The sequence below is a fragment of the Microbacterium sp. B19(2022) genome, assembly GCF_012030385.1.
In the GTDB taxonomy this organism is placed as follows: domain Bacteria; phylum Actinomycetota; class Actinomycetes; order Actinomycetales; family Microbacteriaceae; genus Microbacterium; species Microbacterium oxydans_B.
Window position 1 is genome coordinate 147,174 of record NZ_JAAUVO010000002.1, and the last position, 15,906, is coordinate 163,079.

General features: G+C 64.5%; 19 protein-coding genes. 17 read left to right on the plus strand and 2 right to left on the minus strand.

From position 1 onward, the window contains the following. Positions 1–13: 13 nt before the first annotated feature. The gene (locus tag HCX50_RS02415) at positions 14–1,000 is read left to right on the plus strand and encodes a nucleoside hydrolase (protein WP_167632874.1); all 987 of its coding nucleotides are present in this window, start codon (positions 14–16) and stop codon (positions 998–1,000) included. Between the two features lie 13 nt (positions 1,001–1,013). Here HCX50_RS02415 and HCX50_RS02420 read toward each other — a convergent pair whose 3' ends face one another. Then, complete coding sequence (locus HCX50_RS02420) at positions 1,014–1,427, minus strand: hypothetical protein (protein ID WP_167632875.1); 414 nt, start codon at positions 1,425–1,427, stop codon at positions 1,014–1,016. A gap of 94 nt (positions 1,428–1,521) precedes the next feature. On the opposite strand from HCX50_RS02420, the gene HCX50_RS02425 reads away from it, so the two are divergent. The 16 genes from HCX50_RS02425 to HCX50_RS02500 all read left to right on the plus strand — a co-directional run bounded on the left by HCX50_RS02425 (position 1,522) and on the right by HCX50_RS02500 (position 14,371). Then, on the plus strand, positions 1,522–2,841 hold the full coding sequence (locus HCX50_RS02425; RefSeq protein ID WP_167632876.1) for an MFS transporter: 1,320 nt from the start codon (positions 1,522–1,524) through the stop codon (positions 2,839–2,841). A 7-nt stretch (positions 2,842–2,848) separates the two neighbouring features. Then, a complete protein-coding gene (locus HCX50_RS02430; protein ID WP_167632877.1) occupies positions 2,849–3,139 on the plus strand; it encodes a hypothetical protein in 291 nt (96 codons plus the stop codon). Positions 3,140–3,160: 21 nt separating this feature from the next. After that, on the plus strand, positions 3,161–4,120 hold the full coding sequence (locus HCX50_RS02435; protein WP_167381572.1) for a nucleoside hydrolase: 960 nt from the start codon (positions 3,161–3,163) through the stop codon (positions 4,118–4,120). Positions 4,121–4,263: 143 nt separating this feature from the next. Continuing rightward, complete coding sequence (locus HCX50_RS02440) at positions 4,264–4,710, plus strand: hypothetical protein (protein ID WP_167632878.1); 447 nt, start codon at positions 4,264–4,266, stop codon at positions 4,708–4,710. Between the two features lie 1,109 nt (positions 4,711–5,819). Beyond that, positions 5,820–6,266: a hypothetical protein gene (locus tag HCX50_RS02445; RefSeq protein WP_167632879.1), complete on the plus strand. Its 447-nt coding sequence runs from the start codon at positions 5,820–5,822 to the stop codon at positions 6,264–6,266. A 403-nt stretch (positions 6,267–6,669) separates the two neighbouring features. Continuing rightward, the gene (locus tag HCX50_RS02450; protein ID WP_167632880.1) at positions 6,670–6,912 is read left to right on the plus strand and encodes a hypothetical protein; all 243 of its coding nucleotides are present in this window, start codon (positions 6,670–6,672) and stop codon (positions 6,910–6,912) included. 154 nt (positions 6,913–7,066) lie between these two features. After that, positions 7,067–7,540 carry a hypothetical protein gene (locus tag HCX50_RS02455; RefSeq protein WP_167632881.1) on the plus strand — a complete coding sequence of 158 codons (474 nt, stop codon included), beginning with the start codon at positions 7,067–7,069 and terminating at the stop codon, positions 7,538–7,540. Positions 7,541–7,853: 313 nt separating this feature from the next. Beyond that, positions 7,854–8,333, plus strand: coding sequence for a hypothetical protein (locus HCX50_RS02460; RefSeq protein ID WP_167632882.1), 480 nt, complete (start codon positions 7,854–7,856; stop codon positions 8,331–8,333). Between the two features lie 114 nt (positions 8,334–8,447). Continuing rightward, entirely contained in the window at positions 8,448–8,711 is a 264-nt protein-coding gene (locus tag HCX50_RS02465; protein WP_167632883.1) for a hypothetical protein, read from the plus strand. Between the two features lie 234 nt (positions 8,712–8,945). After that, on the plus strand, positions 8,946–9,725 hold the full coding sequence (locus tag HCX50_RS02470) for a MerR family transcriptional regulator (protein WP_167632884.1): 780 nt from the start codon (positions 8,946–8,948) through the stop codon (positions 9,723–9,725). Positions 9,726–9,890: 165 nt separating this feature from the next. Beyond that, the gene (locus HCX50_RS02475) at positions 9,891–10,244 is read left to right on the plus strand and encodes a MoaD/ThiS family protein (protein WP_167632885.1); all 354 of its coding nucleotides are present in this window, start codon (positions 9,891–9,893) and stop codon (positions 10,242–10,244) included. A 78-nt stretch (positions 10,245–10,322) separates the two neighbouring features. Beyond that, the gene (locus tag HCX50_RS02480) at positions 10,323–11,054 is read left to right on the plus strand and encodes a HesA/MoeB/ThiF family protein (RefSeq protein WP_167632886.1); all 732 of its coding nucleotides are present in this window, start codon (positions 10,323–10,325) and stop codon (positions 11,052–11,054) included. After that, positions 11,039–12,280, plus strand: a complete 1,242-nt coding sequence (locus HCX50_RS02485) for an MFS transporter (RefSeq protein ID WP_167632887.1) — start codon at positions 11,039–11,041, stop codon at positions 12,278–12,280. Before HCX50_RS02480 ends, HCX50_RS02485 begins: the two co-directional genes overlap by 16 nt. Then, complete coding sequence (locus HCX50_RS02490; protein ID WP_167632888.1) at positions 12,264–12,947, plus strand: class I SAM-dependent methyltransferase; 684 nt, start codon at positions 12,264–12,266, stop codon at positions 12,945–12,947. Before HCX50_RS02485 ends, HCX50_RS02490 begins: the two co-directional genes overlap by 17 nt. Before the next feature lie 205 nt (positions 12,948–13,152). Next, a complete protein-coding gene (locus HCX50_RS02495; RefSeq protein WP_167632889.1) occupies positions 13,153–13,527 on the plus strand; it encodes a hypothetical protein in 375 nt (124 codons plus the stop codon). A gap of 4 nt (positions 13,528–13,531) precedes the next feature. Beyond that, positions 13,532–14,371, plus strand: a complete 840-nt coding sequence (locus tag HCX50_RS02500; RefSeq protein WP_091032496.1) for a nitroreductase family protein — start codon at positions 13,532–13,534, stop codon at positions 14,369–14,371. Here HCX50_RS02500 and HCX50_RS02505 read toward each other — a convergent pair. Continuing rightward, positions 14,340–15,866, minus strand: coding sequence for an FAD-dependent oxidoreductase (locus tag HCX50_RS02505; RefSeq protein WP_167632890.1), 1,527 nt, complete (start codon positions 15,864–15,866; stop codon positions 14,340–14,342). The genes HCX50_RS02500 and HCX50_RS02505 overlap by 32 nt on opposite strands. Between the last annotated feature and the right edge of the window lie 40 nt (positions 15,867–15,906).

The following is a 15,906-nucleotide window of genomic DNA, read 5'->3' on the forward strand; positions in this document are numbered from 1 at the left end:
CTGGAGAGCATTCATGAGAAAAGTCATCGTCGACACCGACACCGGCGTGGATGACGCGCTGGCGCTGATGCTGCTGGCCGCCGATCCCGAGGTCGAGATCCTGGCCGTCGTCAGCGTCTTCGGGAACACCACCGGCGAGCGCGCCGCCGACAACGCCCGCTACGTGCTGGACACCTGCGGACGCACGGATGTGCCCGTGTACCGGGGCGCGGACGTGCCGCTCATCCAGGAGCTGCGGATGAACCCCGGCATCCACGGCGAGGACGGCTTCGGTAACACCGGGCTTCGTCCGGCGCAGTCTGTGGATCCCGAGCCGGTCGGCGTCGACGTCGTGCTCGACCTGGTCGATCGGCATGAGGGCGAGATCGACTATCTCGCGCTCGGCCCGCAGACCAACCTCGCCGCCGCTCTCGAGAAGCGGCCCGACCTACTGCAGCGACTCCGCTCGACCACCATCGTGGGGACGCTCGGGCCAGCGCTCTATCACGACACCGCGCCGTGGGAGGATCGTCGGTTCCGGGTCTCGCGCGACCCCAACGTCTCGTTCGACATCGACGCGGCGCGCATCGTGGCAGCCCACGAGGGAGACGTCACCTGGTGCGGGCCGTACGTCACCCGTCAGGCCCTCGTGCCCGAGGACTTCTTCCTCGACATCGCCTCGTCGACGGGCTTCGCGCCCGCGCAGCTGATCACCGCGATCAGTCGGGACTATGCCGGCTTCTACTCGCGCTCGTACCCGCAGCCGGAAGGACGCCGGGTCATGGGTATCAACGACAGCATGGCGGTGGCGAGCCTGCTCTACCCCGAGCTCGTGACCGGTGCGGTCATGCGTCCGCTGGAGACATTCCTCGACCAGGAGACCGGCGACCGCTACCTCGCCGGGGTGCACCCGGTGAAGGACGAGACGCGGCCGATCCATCGTGTCGTCTTCGACATGGACTTCGACGGCGTGCTCGAGCGGATCGGCGAGGTGCTGCGGCGCCCGCTTCCGTGGCGCTGAGCCCCGCGGCGATTCAGTCGTAGGAGCGCGCGCGCACCCACGGCATCGGCAGCAGATCGGCGGCGGTCACCCACACCGGGTGGCCGCCGTCGTCGGCGAGTGTGCGGATGCCCGGGGCGATGGCGGGCACGAGTTCACGGCACACGCCGCAGGGGTTGAGGATGACCGTGGTTCCGTCTTCCCGCAGCCCCACCGCGACCATGGCCTCGATGTCCTGCTCGCCGCCGATCCTGGCGTTCGCGAGGGCCGTGCTCTCGGCGCAGACGCTCACTCGCGGGGAGCGGAGGCTGAGGCCGAGATAGATCTGTCCTGACGCTCCGCGGGCGGCAGCCGCGACGCGGTGCAGGTCGGCGTCGTGCGTGCGGACGAGGAGTTCGGAGGCGGCGTCGACGAGGCGGCGGTCGGTGTCGTTCAGCGGTGAAGTCACGATGCACTCTTTCTGTCGCGAAGGCGATTCTTGCTATACTATAGTCGTCAACGGGACGATCCCCTCCCTCCCGAGGGCAGAGCAAAGGAGCTCCATGAGCACTGAAGAAGTAGTGGCAGCCACGGCGCCGCAGCAGCTGACGAGCAAGGCCAGCAAGACAGAGCGCCGCAACCTCCGGGCGCTCAGCTGGGGCCACGCGCTCGAGTGGTACGACTGGGCGATCTTCGGGCTCCTGTCGGTCTACCTCGGTGCGGCGTTCTTCCCCTCCGACAGCCCGCTCGCCTCGACCCTGAACGCGCTCGCGGTCTTCGCGGTCGGCTTCGTCGCCCGCCCCCTCGGCGGTGTCGTCTTCGGCTTCGTCGCCGACCGCTACGGCCGCCGGAAGATCATGATCTTCGCCGTCGGAGCCGTCGCGCTGGGCAGCTTCATCATCGGCATCCTCCCCGACTTCCAGACCATCGGCGTTCTCGCGCCGATCATCGTCGTCGCCGCACGCCTCCTCCAGGGCCTCTCCGCTGGTGTCGAGGCGCCGCTCGGAACGGCATACGCCCTTGAGCTGGTGCCCAACCGTCCGGGTTATGTCGCCGGGTTCTTCGCCTTCTTCAACAACCTGGGCAACCTGCTCGCACCGCTGTCGATCTTCTTCATCAGCCTGCTGCTGGGACCGGAAGCCCTGGCGGCCTACGGCTGGCGCATCCCGTTCCTCGTGGGCGGAGCGTTCGGTCTCATCGTCCTCTGGCTGCGCCGCACGCTGCCGGAAACGCTCGACACCGCAGCCATCCGCACGGTCGGCGCGATCCCCACGAAGAACAACTCCGTGTGGCGCGATGTGCGCAAGTACTGGCTGAGCGTGCTCGCCACGGTGTTCATCGTGGGCGCCATCCAGGCGTACAACTACACCTGGATCGCCGGTCTGCCGAACCTCGCCAACGGCACGTTCGGAGAGGACCCCACCGCGGTGTTCGCCATCACGACCGGCATGGGCATCTTCCTGACGCTCGGCGCCTACGGTCTGAGCCGCATCCTCGACCGGTTCCCGATGTCCCGGTGGTTCGTCGTCGCCCGTCTGCTGGCGATCCCGACCATCTTCCTGGCGCTGCTGTACTCGCAGCCGGGGGTCGGAACGCTCGCCGGCGTGATGTTCGGCGGCGCGATCGTGCTGCTGCTCAACATGACGATCTTCGTCGTCGTGTCCAACTCGCTCCTGCCGCAGCACATCCGTGGCACCGGTCTCGGGCTCGGATACGGTCTCGGCGTGGCCATCTTCGGCGGCACCGCGTCGTACCTGCTGCTGTGGCTGCAGAGCCAGGGGATGATGTGGATCTTCCCGATCTACATCGCCACCCTGTGTGCGATCAGCGTCGTGCTCTACGTCCTCGCCAAGAACCGCAACGGCCTCTTCGTGGGCAAGTGACCGTCTGATGGATATCTGGCGTGAGATCGTCGGCTGGGCCGGCAGTGCTCTCCTGATCATCTCGATCCTCCAGCCGACGATCTCTCGCCTCCGGTGGCTGAATCTCGGAGCATCGGCGATGCTCATGGCCTACAACCTGATGCTCGGCAGCGCGCCCATGGTCGCGCTCAACATCACCCTGATCGCGATCAACTGCTGGTACCTGTTCGTCTACATGCGTTCCGCCCGTGCCGCACGGGCGGAGCCGGTGGTCGCGGAGGGGCTCAGTGAAGCGTCCGAACGGCCTGTGAGCCGCTAGGACATGACAGAAAGCATGGATATGGAACGACTGATCATTGACACCGACCCCGGGATCGACGACGCCGGAGCGCTGTTCTGGGCGCTCGCCTCGGACGCCTTCCACATCGAGGCGCTGACCACGGTGTTCGGCAACGTCGATGTCGACACCGCCACGGCGAACGCCCGCAAGATCGCGGCGCTCGCCGGTCGTCCCGACCTGCCCATCTGGAAGGGCGCGAGTCGGCCGCTGGTCGGCGAGCCGAACTTCGCGGAGCACATCCACCGCCCCGGCGGCGTGGGCTACTGGGAGTACCCGGACCCGGATCCCGATGCCGACGTCGAGTCCGACGCCGTGCGCCGCATGATCGAGACGGTCATGGCGGCACCGGGCGAGGTGACCATCATGGCACTCGCTCCGCTGACGAACGTCGCGCTGGCGATCAAGCTGGAGCCGGAGTTCGCGCGCTCGGTGCGTCGCATCATCTACATGGGTGGGGCGGCCCTCACCTGGGGCAACGTGACCCCGGTCGCGAGCGCGAACATCTACAACGACCCCGAGGCGGCCGAGATCGTCATCCAGTCCGGGGCTCCGCTCACGCAGGTCGGTCTGGATGTGTCCCGCAGCTTCTCGCTCTCGCCCGATCACATCCGCACCCTCTGGGAGTCGCGCTCGCCGATGGGTGTGGCGCTCTGCGAGATGATCGGCTACCCCGACCGTCAGGACGACCGCGACGACATGCCGGAGTGGAAGACCGAGGGCATGCACCTCAACGACGTTCCCTGTGTCGCCTATGCGCTCAACCCCGAGTGGTTCACGGTGCGGCGGCTGCGCGTGGACGTGGAGCTGAACGGCACGCACACCCGCGGTCAGACGGTCGTGCAGATGATCGACCGGTGGCAGGGAGTGCCGAACGTCGACGTGCTCTTCGACATCGACGCGCAGGCGGTCGCCGACGCGCTGACGGCCTCGGTGACCGCGTTCGGAACCGCCGTCGACTGACGGGCGTCTCTCGAACGGCCTCACCCTCGGAATCGGGGGTGGGGCCGTTTCGCGTGTGGGGGCCGATGCTGACGGTGACGCATCGTCAGCTCTAGAGTCGAGTGATCGCCACCCCTGCCACCCGAATTCGAGGACAATCGACGATGAGCACGATCTCGGGAGTGAGATACCGCGTGCGATGGGTGCGTTGCCTCGTGGCTCTCGGGGTTTCGAATGCGACGATCGGCGCTCTGCTGGGATTGATGTACTGGCTGTATTCGTTTGGATTCGACTGGGGAAGTATCGCGGAGTCCGGCGACGGCGGGGCTGTGTGGAGCTCAGTCCTGGCGAGTGCCGTCTTCGGACTTCTCGTGCCCACGGGGTTGAGTCTCTTGTCGCTGGTTCCGCAGCCGAGATCACCTCGTTCGTGGCCGATGCGAGTAGCCGTGGGGCCTGTGGCCTGTTCCCTTCTCAGTTTTATCTTCGTCTGGTACTTTCCCGCTGTGCTCGCATTCGTCGCGCTGGCAGCGGTCGGCGGCGGTGCGCTCAGCATCTTGGCTGTTCGGCTGGTCAACGGCGTGCGCACCGAAGTCGATTGTGAACCTTACTGATGAGGGGCGTGCGTTGATGAACCCGCTTATGCCCGCGGTCGGAACACTTGTCGTCTGCTTCGGCATCGCCGTGATCGTGTTCCGTAAGCGTGTGGTGAAGAGCATCGAGCGCAAGGCGAAGAAGATCGGCAGTCCGATGATCTCTAAGTCGACGAAGTCGGACGGAACTGGGCGCTTGTCCCTGATTTTAAGAAACCTGAGCCGACGTACTCGATTGGGGCGCAGTTCTGTGCTGTCGTGTGTGTCGGAGCGGAAAAACCGGTTGAGGGACCGGGTCTCACTGTAAGTTTGCAGATTGGACCCAAGGCGGGTATATCTTTCTACTCAGCGCAGTCGACGGAAGCGGGTGGAGGCCCGATGATCGTAGGGGGCTGTTCCGCTTCTGCGGGACCGGTCGGAGCTGGATTTAGCGGTGCCATCGGTGTAATCCCCATGAGCGCCAACGACGGTGCTTATCAGATGCCGTACAGCGTTGAGGCGAGCGTTCAGCGCGGCGGAGGCGCTGGATGTAGCGGAGGGATTGCGTGGACGTTCTAGTCGGAGGAGGTACAGAATGTTCGTCATTGGAATACTGATCGTCGGCTTCGGCATCGTCTTAATCGTCATGCGAAAAAGTGTGCGAAAGAGCATACTTCGAAAGGCGGAGAAAATTGGCAGCCCGATGATCTCGAAATCAGTAAATCGGACGGGACCAGGCGCATTGTAGAAGTCGGCGTTGTCTTTATAGCTATCGGCGTGTGGGTGATTCTGGAGGCACTCGGTGTTCTCTAGTTGACTGATTCCGCTGTGAATCAGCTCACATGGCACGCACACGGGTTTCCTCTTCCAATCGAATGATGAGTTCTCGAGATGCAGTTCTTTCCACCCGGTGAACTGGACACGTCTTTCGAACCTCTCTGGGTGCTTCGACGGGAGTAACCGAGTGAGCATTCGCAGAGATTGGTGATGATCAGATGCACGTCCATGGAACGCTGGCCTCGGCCCCTCGAGCTTTAGGCCTTGACTGGTCGACGGAATCCCTCGATCAGGGGTCTCGTGTTTCGAGACGAGTGCTGTCAAGACTCGACCGCGAAGCACTCCATGCGTATGCAATCGTGCCAGAAGGTCGTGTGAGCCTTGAGGCTTCCCCCTTTTCGCAGTCTGCGCGGCTTGGCGATGCAGATAGCGTGCTACGACGGATTTTCCGGGGATTGCCCGCGGTCTCGGATGGAATTCTCATTGTTGATGATGACTTATCGCGTCGTGGCGACGCGGGGCTCGATGGTGTCTCCTTCGTCGACGACAGGGTTATTCGTTGGGAAGGCCTGCAATCACCTCCCGAAGATCTGACCCGTCTGATTCGGAGAGGAGCCTCGGGGTACCCGTTGAATGCGTTCACATCGGGCAACAGGCAAGGTCACACTCTTCGTCCTTCCGTCGGTTCGCTCTCCGACTCGGATGTTCTGCTGCTCGCAAGCGAGGTGCAGGTCGTCATCCACTCCGTCTACGATGCAGAATCTTTCCTGCTCTTGGTTCTCGACGAAGAGGTCAACGCGTTCCTGGATTCACTCATATGACCTCGACCGCCGAGTGTCCGGCTGGAATCTGGTCGTACTCGTATCGTTTTGATCGCCCCATCGGAACGACCAAGCATGACGCCGACTTCTTCGCTTAGCGTCTCTAAGCTGATTCGAAGCGGCGAAGCCGACCTGGGAGCAGCAGGCTTCTAGCCTTTCGGCGCTTATGGAGAAGTCGCGATGAAGTCGAGCAGGACAAGAGCGTTCCCCCTCATGCTCCTGCTGCTTGGTGCCGTGTTGGTGACGGCTGCGATCTTTGCGTTGTTACGCTACGGATCGGTCGGCGGTTGGGAGGTATCTCCCTGTAGAGCCAGACCATGTCACGCCCCTGCTCGGCACCTTCACGATTTTCGCGGCCGGGGGAGTGCCGGTCGCGCTGATGTGCTGGTCTCTCGAGCGACCGGTGAGTGGCGGATCATCGCGAGTCAGCCGCAACCGCATCCGCCATGTCCTCATCCCCAACGCCTTGGCGGCTGTCGTGGGTATCTTCCCGATCTATCTGCTCGTGTGGGATTGGTATCAGGCCTTCGCGGTCGTCGGCGCACTCGCCGTTCTCGGAAGCGTCATGTGCTTCGTCGCCCTGTCGGTCGGAGACAAGGTGCGGCTGAGGACGGCCGACCCCGACGATGCGATCGAGCACCGGTGACCGCCTCCCCGGGACCGCACTCGACACGGGTTCCGGATAGATCTCTCCACGGCGAGTAGGTATGCGAACTCTCTGCCCGGCGCCACTGGCCCACTGTCGGCCGTTACCGTTAATTACACCTGGACTTCGACGGTGAGTTGGGAATAAGGCGCGGATGAAAGACTGGGTGTCAGTTGCAGCAGCAACTGCAGGACTCGTGATGGTGCTGACAGGATGCGGTCCGCAATCTGAAGCTCACGACCTGACGAGGAAAGACATCGTCGGAGTGTGGAGTCTCCAGGCAGATCGCAGCGACGCAACGATCTCGATGAACGAGGACGGTACGTTCGTGGCTCGTTCGTGGCCGGAAAACCTGCTCTGCCAAGAGACGGGAGCCCTCAAAGTCGATGATCTAGAGTGGGAAAATCTGAGCACGATCCATGGCACGTGGCAGTCCGGGGAAGACTTCCCCTATCTGCTCTTTCTGACGTCGGACGAAGAGTCGTGCGGGAACGCGAGCTGGATATTCAAGGTGTGGGAGTTTGGGGAAAATGACTTCCGATTCCAGGTGTTTCTCGACGGCGTGAGGGACCCGGAAGCCGCGGGCGACGACCAGAGCGTCTGGATATCGAAGGTCCCTGCCGACTGACGACAGCAGCGTGAGTAGACGATGATGACTGCATGACTTCCTCGGCCCGGACGGGGCGTGATGCGGCGAACTGACATGACGATGGAGTGGTCTTCGGCCGCTGCAGGCGGCACCCCTCATGCGAGAGAGACATCTACATGGACAGAAACGATCGCTGGGCAATGACCGGCCTCGTGCAACGCGTCGTCCGAGCTGCCTGTGTGGGTCGTGAGGCCTATACGCGAACATCCGGATTCACTGCCCGGCGCAGCCGGGTCCTTTCCGCCGCCCCTGTCGACTATTCGTGGACTTCGCCGGGCGAGTTGGGAATGAAGTGCCGCTGAAGCGTGCGGCGTCCGCAGCGGCGCTGGCCGCCGGTCTGGTGATGGTGCTGTCTTCGTGCGGCGCGTTGGCGCCGGCCGACGATCTGACGACGGAAAACGTCCTAGGCGAGTGGAAGCTGGGAGCGGGCGGTAGCACAGCGACGATTTCTATGCACCAGGATGGGGGTTTCGTTGCGCGCTCGTGGCCCTCCAACCTGCTCTGCAGCCCTTCGGGAGCTACAACGGTCGGTGATCTTGAGTGGGATGATCTGCTCACTATCCGCGGCACATGGCAACAAGGGACGGATTTTCCGTCCTTGCTCATCTTGATGCCAGATGAAGGGATGTGCAGCGGCGCCTCCTGGGTATTCGATGTGTGGGAGTACGGGACGGGCGACTACCGGATCCAGGTGTTTCTCGACGGCGTGAGGGATCCGGAATCCGCAAGCGACGACCAGAGCGTCTGGATATCGAAGGTCCCTGCCGACTGACGACAGCGGCCTGAGTGGACGATGATGGCTCCATGACTACCGCTGCCCGGAGAGCTCGCGTGACGCGGTGGCGTGACTCGACGATGCATTTGTCTTCGGCAGGAGGACTGTGAAGTGGATGTGATCGACGACGGGACCATCGTTCCGAATCTGATATTCGGTTCGGTAGCTTTCGTCAGCGGCGTGCTCATCCTCGTATTTCGCAGGAGAGTAAACGCTTGGGTGTTCCGTTCTCAGAAGGTCGTCCTGGGCGAACGTGTGGCGCGCGCCTCCGCGGGGCGACAGCGGCCGTGGATGATGGGCGTCGTGGGCGTTTTCGTCGCCTTGATGGGCGCCTTCATGGCGTTCGGCGGCGTTGCCGCGCTGGTGCAAGTGTAGGAACCGTGAGTGGCACGAGGTGGCAGCGCTCCATCCTCCGCCGTCGCTGCTCCAAGTGCACGGGAAGCTGTCGAATGCACGGCTTGTCGGCGTAGACAGTCCGTGCATTCGTCGGTAGTCCGTGCACTCGGGAAGGAGTGGCGAGCGGGCGGGAGCGCGAGGGCGCGAACTCCCGCTTGACCTTGACGCAACGTCAACTTCTAGAGTCGAGATATCGAACAGGAAGAAGGCGACATGGAACGGGACGACTGGTCCATCCAGGAGATCGCGCGGCTGGCGGGAACCACGAGTCGCACGCTGCGGCACTACGACGACATCGGACTGCTGCCGCCATCGCGCATCGCGCCTAACGGCTACCGCCACTACGACGGGCAGGCGCTCGTGCGGCTGCAGCGCATCCTCCTGTTGCGGGAGCTCGGACTCGGGCTGCCGCAGATCGCGGAGGTGCTCGAACGGGAGCGCGGCGAGGCATCCGCCCTCGAGACCCATCTCGCGCTGCTGCGCGAGGAGCAGGCCCGGCTGGCGCGGCAGATCGCGTCGGTCGAATCGACCATCACAGCATTGAGAGGAGGTGAGAACCTCATGGCAGAGAACATGTTCGACGGCTTCGACCACACCCAGTACAAGGAGGAGGTCGAGGATCGTTGGGGCAAGAAGGCCTACGCCGACAGCGACCGCTGGTGGCGCGGGATGACGGATGCCGAGCGCGCCGACTGGCAGCAGCGCGTGTCCGACCTCGGACGCGACTGGATCGCCGCGGCAGAGAGCGGCATCGACCCGGCATCCGCCGAGGCTCAGGATGTTGCGCGACGCCACGTCGAGTGGCTCACGGGCATCCCGGGTACGCCCGCCGCCGTCCCCGGCGGCGACGTCAAGGCGTACGTGATCGGGCTCGGCGAGATGTACGTTGCGGATCCGCGCTTCGGCGCGAACTACGCGACGTCGTCCGGCGGCACCCACGGCGCGGAGTTCGTCCGCGACGCGCTCCGCATGTATGCGGAGGGCAACCTCTAGGCGTCGTTCTTCGGCGCCGAACGGCCCCCTTGCGTGCGAACCACCCCTTTGTGGACGTACGTAAGGGGGCCGTTCGCACATAAAGGGGCTGGGTCGGGATGGGACGAGTGGGCGTGACTTAACTGTATTCCGAGATTCCGAGATGCATCTTCTTTCGACGACCTCATGCCTGCTTACGATGCTTGGGCCGTCGACAGTCTACATATTCATCGACGGACCCAATTGATAGTGATGAAAGAAGGTCAGATGATGCAAATAGCACTGCGAGGCGTCGCGGAAGCACTCCTCAACCGAGACTCGGTCGAGATTGATAGCAGCGCGCCATTGACGGTCGAGTCTCTGTTCCGCAGCCTCGGTGAGATGGACGTCGATGTCAAACATGCATTCATCGCGCCGGAGACGGGCGAAGTGCGACGCTACGCTCGAGTTCTCGTGAACGGAAAAGCCGCTCGACTCGACGACGAAATCCATCCGGATGCAGACGTCAAGGTATGTGCCGTACACGCTTGTGACGGCTGACGCGAACTCAGTTTTGTGGCGGCCGACTTCCAAAGTCGGTCGCCACGAACGCAAATTACTGCCTGATCGGAGGAACAGATGCAATTCAAGGACGAGCGCTACAACCGGCAAGAGATGATGCCTCAGATCGGCACAGAAGGGCAACGGCTCCTTCGTAGGGCCAGCGTCGTCTCCGTTGGGGCCGGAGGGGTGAAGTCTCCACTTCTCTACTATCTTGCCGCCGCCGGCGTTGGGCGGATACACATCATAGATTTCGATCGCATCGAGACCAGTAACCTCAATCGCCAGATCCTCTATCGCAGCCACGATGTGGGAAGGCTCAAGGCAGAAGTCGCCGCAGAGGAGCTTCTGGAACTCAACCCGGAGATCGAGGTCACGTTCTCAACCGAAAGGGTCGACGACGAGAACGTCGAGAGATTGCTTGCCGGCTACTCGGTGATCCTTGAGGGCGGTGACGGCCCTGAGCAGAGATTGCTCTGCAACTCGTTCGCGATCCAGACGTCGACACCGATGGTTCATGTCAGCGCACAGTACGGCTACGGCTATGTCTTCACAATGGCATCGCCGGGGGACCCGTGCCTGCAGTGCGCCTTTCCGGACCTGCCCGAGAACCGGCGTGGTCCGGTACCTGTGTGGGGCGTCTCCACGGGATTGGCGGGAGTTCTTGGTGCGAATGAGGTGCTGAAGATCATCCTCGGCAAGGGGGACCTTGCGAGCGGCTATCTCTTTTCCTTCTCCTGCTTCAAGAATGACTTCATCAAGGTTCCGATCGACCGGATACGAGGGTGCCCCGCATGCGGGAGCCGGTGAGCCCGGAAGCGAGCTCCATTGAGCGTGCAGCCCTTTTCGGCACCGCCGTTGACGCGGTGGGTACCGGAGCCTTCGTAAGTGCCGCCGCTCTCTTCTTCACACTCCAGAATGGGGTGAGTCCGATTGCTGTGGGCGTTGGGCTCACGGCCTCAGCGGTCGCCGGCGCGCTGGCGTCCGTTCCTGTTGCGCATTTTGCCGATCGTTTCGGTCCGTTCCGAGTCTTTGCGATCTCTTACTCGCTTCGGGCAGCAGGCGTGATCGGTTGGCTCGCGGTCAGCGGAGATCTTGCCTTCTTGGTCTACTCAGTGGTATTCGGTCTTGTCGACCGCTCTGCGGCTTCGTTGACACGGAGCATAGTAGCCGCACCCTTGTCCAAAGATGATGCCGTGCGCGTCTTCGGCCGGATGGCGCTCCCGGGCAACATCGGGTACGGCGTGGGCGCTGGCTTCAGCGCGTTAGTTCTTTTCCTCGAACTGCCGCTCTCCCTCGTCGTGGGTGCAAACTCGTTATCGTTTATTTTGGTCGTTCTTGTCTATCGACCTGCATTCCAAGGCAAGAACTTGGTGGGTGCGCGCGTTCGTCCATCTTTGCTCGCCTCACGATCGTCGATGATCTCAGCCTTTGCTTCACGGCGCAGGGTAAGGGTTACGTGGGAGAATTTTGTTTTCTCCTTCCATCGGACGCTCCTCAACGTGTACCTCCCGCTTTTAGTGGTGTCGCGCTGGCCAACGCTGTCGTGGATTGTTCCCCTTGCGTTCATCGCGAACGCAACGTGCGTCGCGCTCGTTCAGGCACGAACGAACGCCTGGGTGGTTCGCGGGTACAATCACGCCATCGCTTGGGCCACGTCTGGGATCATCCTCGGCCTATCCATCTTGGTACTGGCGACGGCCGCGCCGCGCTCCAATGGTGGAATCGGCATTGTGCTTTTGTCCGCCTTGATCCTGCTCCAGATTGTCGCGGAAATTCTGCATTCTGCAGCGCTCGCCGTCTATATGGTGAAGCTGAGTCGCGGTAGTGCGCTGACGACGGACATGAGTGCGATGAATGTGGGAGGACAACTGCAGAACATCGTAGGTCCGGTGATCTTCGGAGCACTCGTGGGGCCAACGACCTGGATGCTCGGGGTCGTTGTCGGCGCGGGTGTGCTCGTGACGGGCCTTCGAGCTTCGTCCTCGTCTCGGCGGCGATGGTTCGAAAGTGAGGAGGATGCAGTTGAGCAATGATGCCGGCGAACTGGCGGACTACTGGGACTGGGCGCATGCGATTCGTGACTGGCCCCGAGGGGCGGAACTGCCGATCGTTCAGCATGTTCTTGAGGAGGTTTCCGATCGCGACCAGATTCTGTACATCGGCGTGGGTGACGGGCGCAATTTCTTGAGGCTTGCCGATAGTGGTCTTGATATCTATGGTTGCGACGCGTCTCGCGTAGCTGTCGATCGGCTTCTGTCTGTCCATCCCTCGCTTCGCGGTCGACTGCTCCACAGAAAGTTCCCGGAGATGGCCGAGGATCGGGCGGGATTTGATGTCGTCATCGCGTCGCGTGTGCTCATACGCCCGGACTTGGACGGATCCCACGCAGACCTCTCTGCAATTCGTAGCGTGCTTCGTCCCGAGGGGCGGTTGTTTGCAGAGTGGACGGCGGCTGGTACCGATCCGTGGCCGGGATGGGGGTCGGCGGCATTGGACGCTCGTGGCAACCTCAGGCTCGACTACCCTTCGGAACGGGTCCAGAAGATCTATCTCTCGTTTCTGGGCTGTGTGGAACTCGTGGAGAGTGCGGGGTTCACCGTTGACCGCGGGCCGGTCCCTATAGATCTTCCGCGACACCGCTACCCGGGCGGGATCGTTCGGGATTGGGTTCTCTCCGCGCGCGCCAATCCTCAGCCCTGAATCGCACTATGCCGAGCGGCCCCCTTACGTGCGAACCACCCCGTTGTGGACGTGCGTAAGGGGGCCGTTCGCACACAGAGGGGCCGCTCGGCGGGAAGGGAGAGGGGCCGCTCGGCGGGAAGGGGAGGGGAGAGAGGGCGTAGCGAACGGCGGGTCGGCGTGCAAGGGGGAGCCCCTGGCGCAAAGGCGGGCGTAGGGTCGTGCCATGAGTCGGCGGCACAGGGACAGGGATGCATCGCCGCTGTTCCTCGTCGCGACCGCGGCCTACACCGCGAACTGTGCACTCGGCGCCTCGGTCGCCGCCCGGCTCATCGACACCAGCCGCTTCCGCTGGCTGCATCATGCGCTCTACATCGTCACCTGCACAACCGTCGCCGCGGCTGTCGCGGTCGGCTGGTCCCGCGGTCCCCGCACGGCCGGTCGCCGAGCCGCCCTCGCACTGCTCCCCGCGGCCGCACCCCTCGCCGCGATCCCGTACCTCGGCAGCCACGGCCGCCGGCATCCACTCGTCGCGCTCGCCGCGGCCCCCTTCATCGTCGCGGGACTCGTCGTCTCGCGCCTGCCCGCCGACCGGAAGTGACCGCATGGAACTGCTCGACGCCATCCGCCGCCGCAAGACCACGAACGGGCCGTTCCTGCCCGACCCGGTCTCGGAGGAGCATCAGCGCATCCTCCTCGAAGCCGCGGGCCGCGCGCCCTCGCAGCTGAACAGTCAGCCGTGGCGGTTCGTCGTGATCGAGAGCCGCGACACGATCGAGCAGATCGCCCGCATCTCCGGAGAGAGCATGACCGAGGCGATGTCGAACGGCACGTTCTTCGAGCGCTACAAGCCGTACTTCCGCTTCAGCCAGGCCGAGATGGAAGAGAAGCGCAGCGGGATGCTGTTCGACAAGCTGCCCGCCGCCCTCCGCCCGTTCACGAGCCAGGTGTTCACCAAGCGCGGCCAGACGCTCATGAACACGTTCGGGGTGCCCAAGACCCTCGGCTCCGAGAACCGCAAGCTCGTCGCGGGGTCGCCGCTGCTGATCGGCGTCATGCTCGATCGCAGCGAGTACCGGCCGGGGCAGCTGTCGTCGTTCTACTCGGTGTTCAGCATGGGCGCGGCGATGGAGAACATCTGGCTCACGACGGTCGAGCTCGGCATGGGCATCCAGTTCATCTCCTTCCCGATGGAGGTTCCGGGGCGCTGGGACGAGATCGTCGAGCTGCTGCGCGTGCCCGACGACCTCGAGCTCATGGCAGTCTACCGGCTGGGCTACCTGCCGCCCGAGCAGCGCCGACCCGCGATCGACTGGTCGAGCAGCCAGCGCAAGCTCGTGTCGCAGTACGTGTTCCGCGAGAACGGAGACACGCCTCAGGAGGGGTGGGACGACGGCCCGACGACCGGCCCGGTCACTCCCGGCCCGAGCGCGGCAGGCGACTGAGGTCCTTCACCGCCGGACCCTCGATGCGGGTCCCGTCGGCCGCGAACCGTGAGGCGTGCAGCGGGCAGTCCCACGTGCACTCGGCATCGTTCCACTCGAGCACGCCGCCCAGGTGCGTGCACACCGCGCCGACCGCGCGCGTCACGCCGTGGACCGTCGAGACGCCGACCGGACGACCGCCCCGGTTCGCCACCACACCCTCGCCCTCGGCAGGCTTCGCGACGGGGCCCGAGCGGCTCTCGGCATCCGCCCATCCGCCGGCGAGCGCGGCCGCGACCTTCCCACCCTCGACGGCTCCGCGCCCGAGGTCGGCGGGCATGGTCATACGCGTGCCGATGGTCGTCATCCAGGTCGGCCGGTCGCGCCACGGCGTGCCGAGGATCTCGGCGGTGAGACGCTGTGCGGCGGCCGGCGCGTTCGATAGGCCCCATTTGGCGTAGCCCGTCGCGAACCGGATGCGGCCGAGACCGCGGGGCATCGCACCGACGAACGGGATCAGGTTGTGCGACTCGTAGTCCTGCGCCGACCACCGATGCGTCTCCTCGGCGCCGGGGAAGTGCAGCTGCGTCCAGGCGACGAGGTCGTCGACCGCGGCCTTCTCGCTGTCGGACCTGCCGACCGGGTGGCCGTTGCCTCCGACGACGAGGTGAGCCTCGCCCCCGGGGCCGTCGGCCGCGCTCACCGGACGGACCGAGCGAGTCGGGCCGTCGACCGAGAGGAACATCCCCGCGGGCACATCGCCCTGCACCCGGAACGATACGCAGTACGACCGCAGCCCGTGCGTCTTGGCGAAGTACAGCCCGCGGTCGGTGATCGGGGTGCCGGTCGCGAGCACGATGTGGTCGGCGAAGATGGGCCCCGCCGTGGTGTCGACGCGACCGGGCAGCGCGCGGGTACCGGTGGCGCGGACGCCGATGTGCAGCGTGCCGCCGGCGCTCAGCAGCTCGTGGGCGAGCGCGACGGTCACGGCGACCGGGTCGATCGCGATCTGATCGTCGAGGGCCACGGCGGCGGCCACCGGGAACGGCGTCGACGGCACCGTCGTGGCGGCCAGCATCCGTGTCGGCAGCCCGGCCTCGCGGGCAGCGTCGTGCTGGTCTCGCACGTCTCCTGCGCCGTCGGGACCCTGCGCGTAGGAGTGGTCGGTGTGGCGGGTGAACGGCACGTCCGCGCTCTCGGCGAAGGCGGTCAGCCACTCCATCCCCGATCTGTTGGCGTCGACGTACGCGCGCACGAGTGACGCCGGGTGGTGGCGCCGGATCGTCGCGAGCCGCGACCCCTGCAGGAGCGACAGCTTGCCGGTGTTCGCACCGGTCGCGAGCTCGGCGATGCCACCCGCGTCGATCACGGCCACATCGAGCCCGGCCCGGGTGAGCATGACGGCGGTCGTGAGGCCGGTGATGCCGGCGCCGACGACCACGACGTCGTGTCGCGCACCCTCCTCGAAGGGCGATCCGGTCGGCGGCGACTTCTCGAGCTTCCACAGAGGGGTCATGCGCACAGTCAACGGCGTGCGGTGCCCGGCATCCACGCCC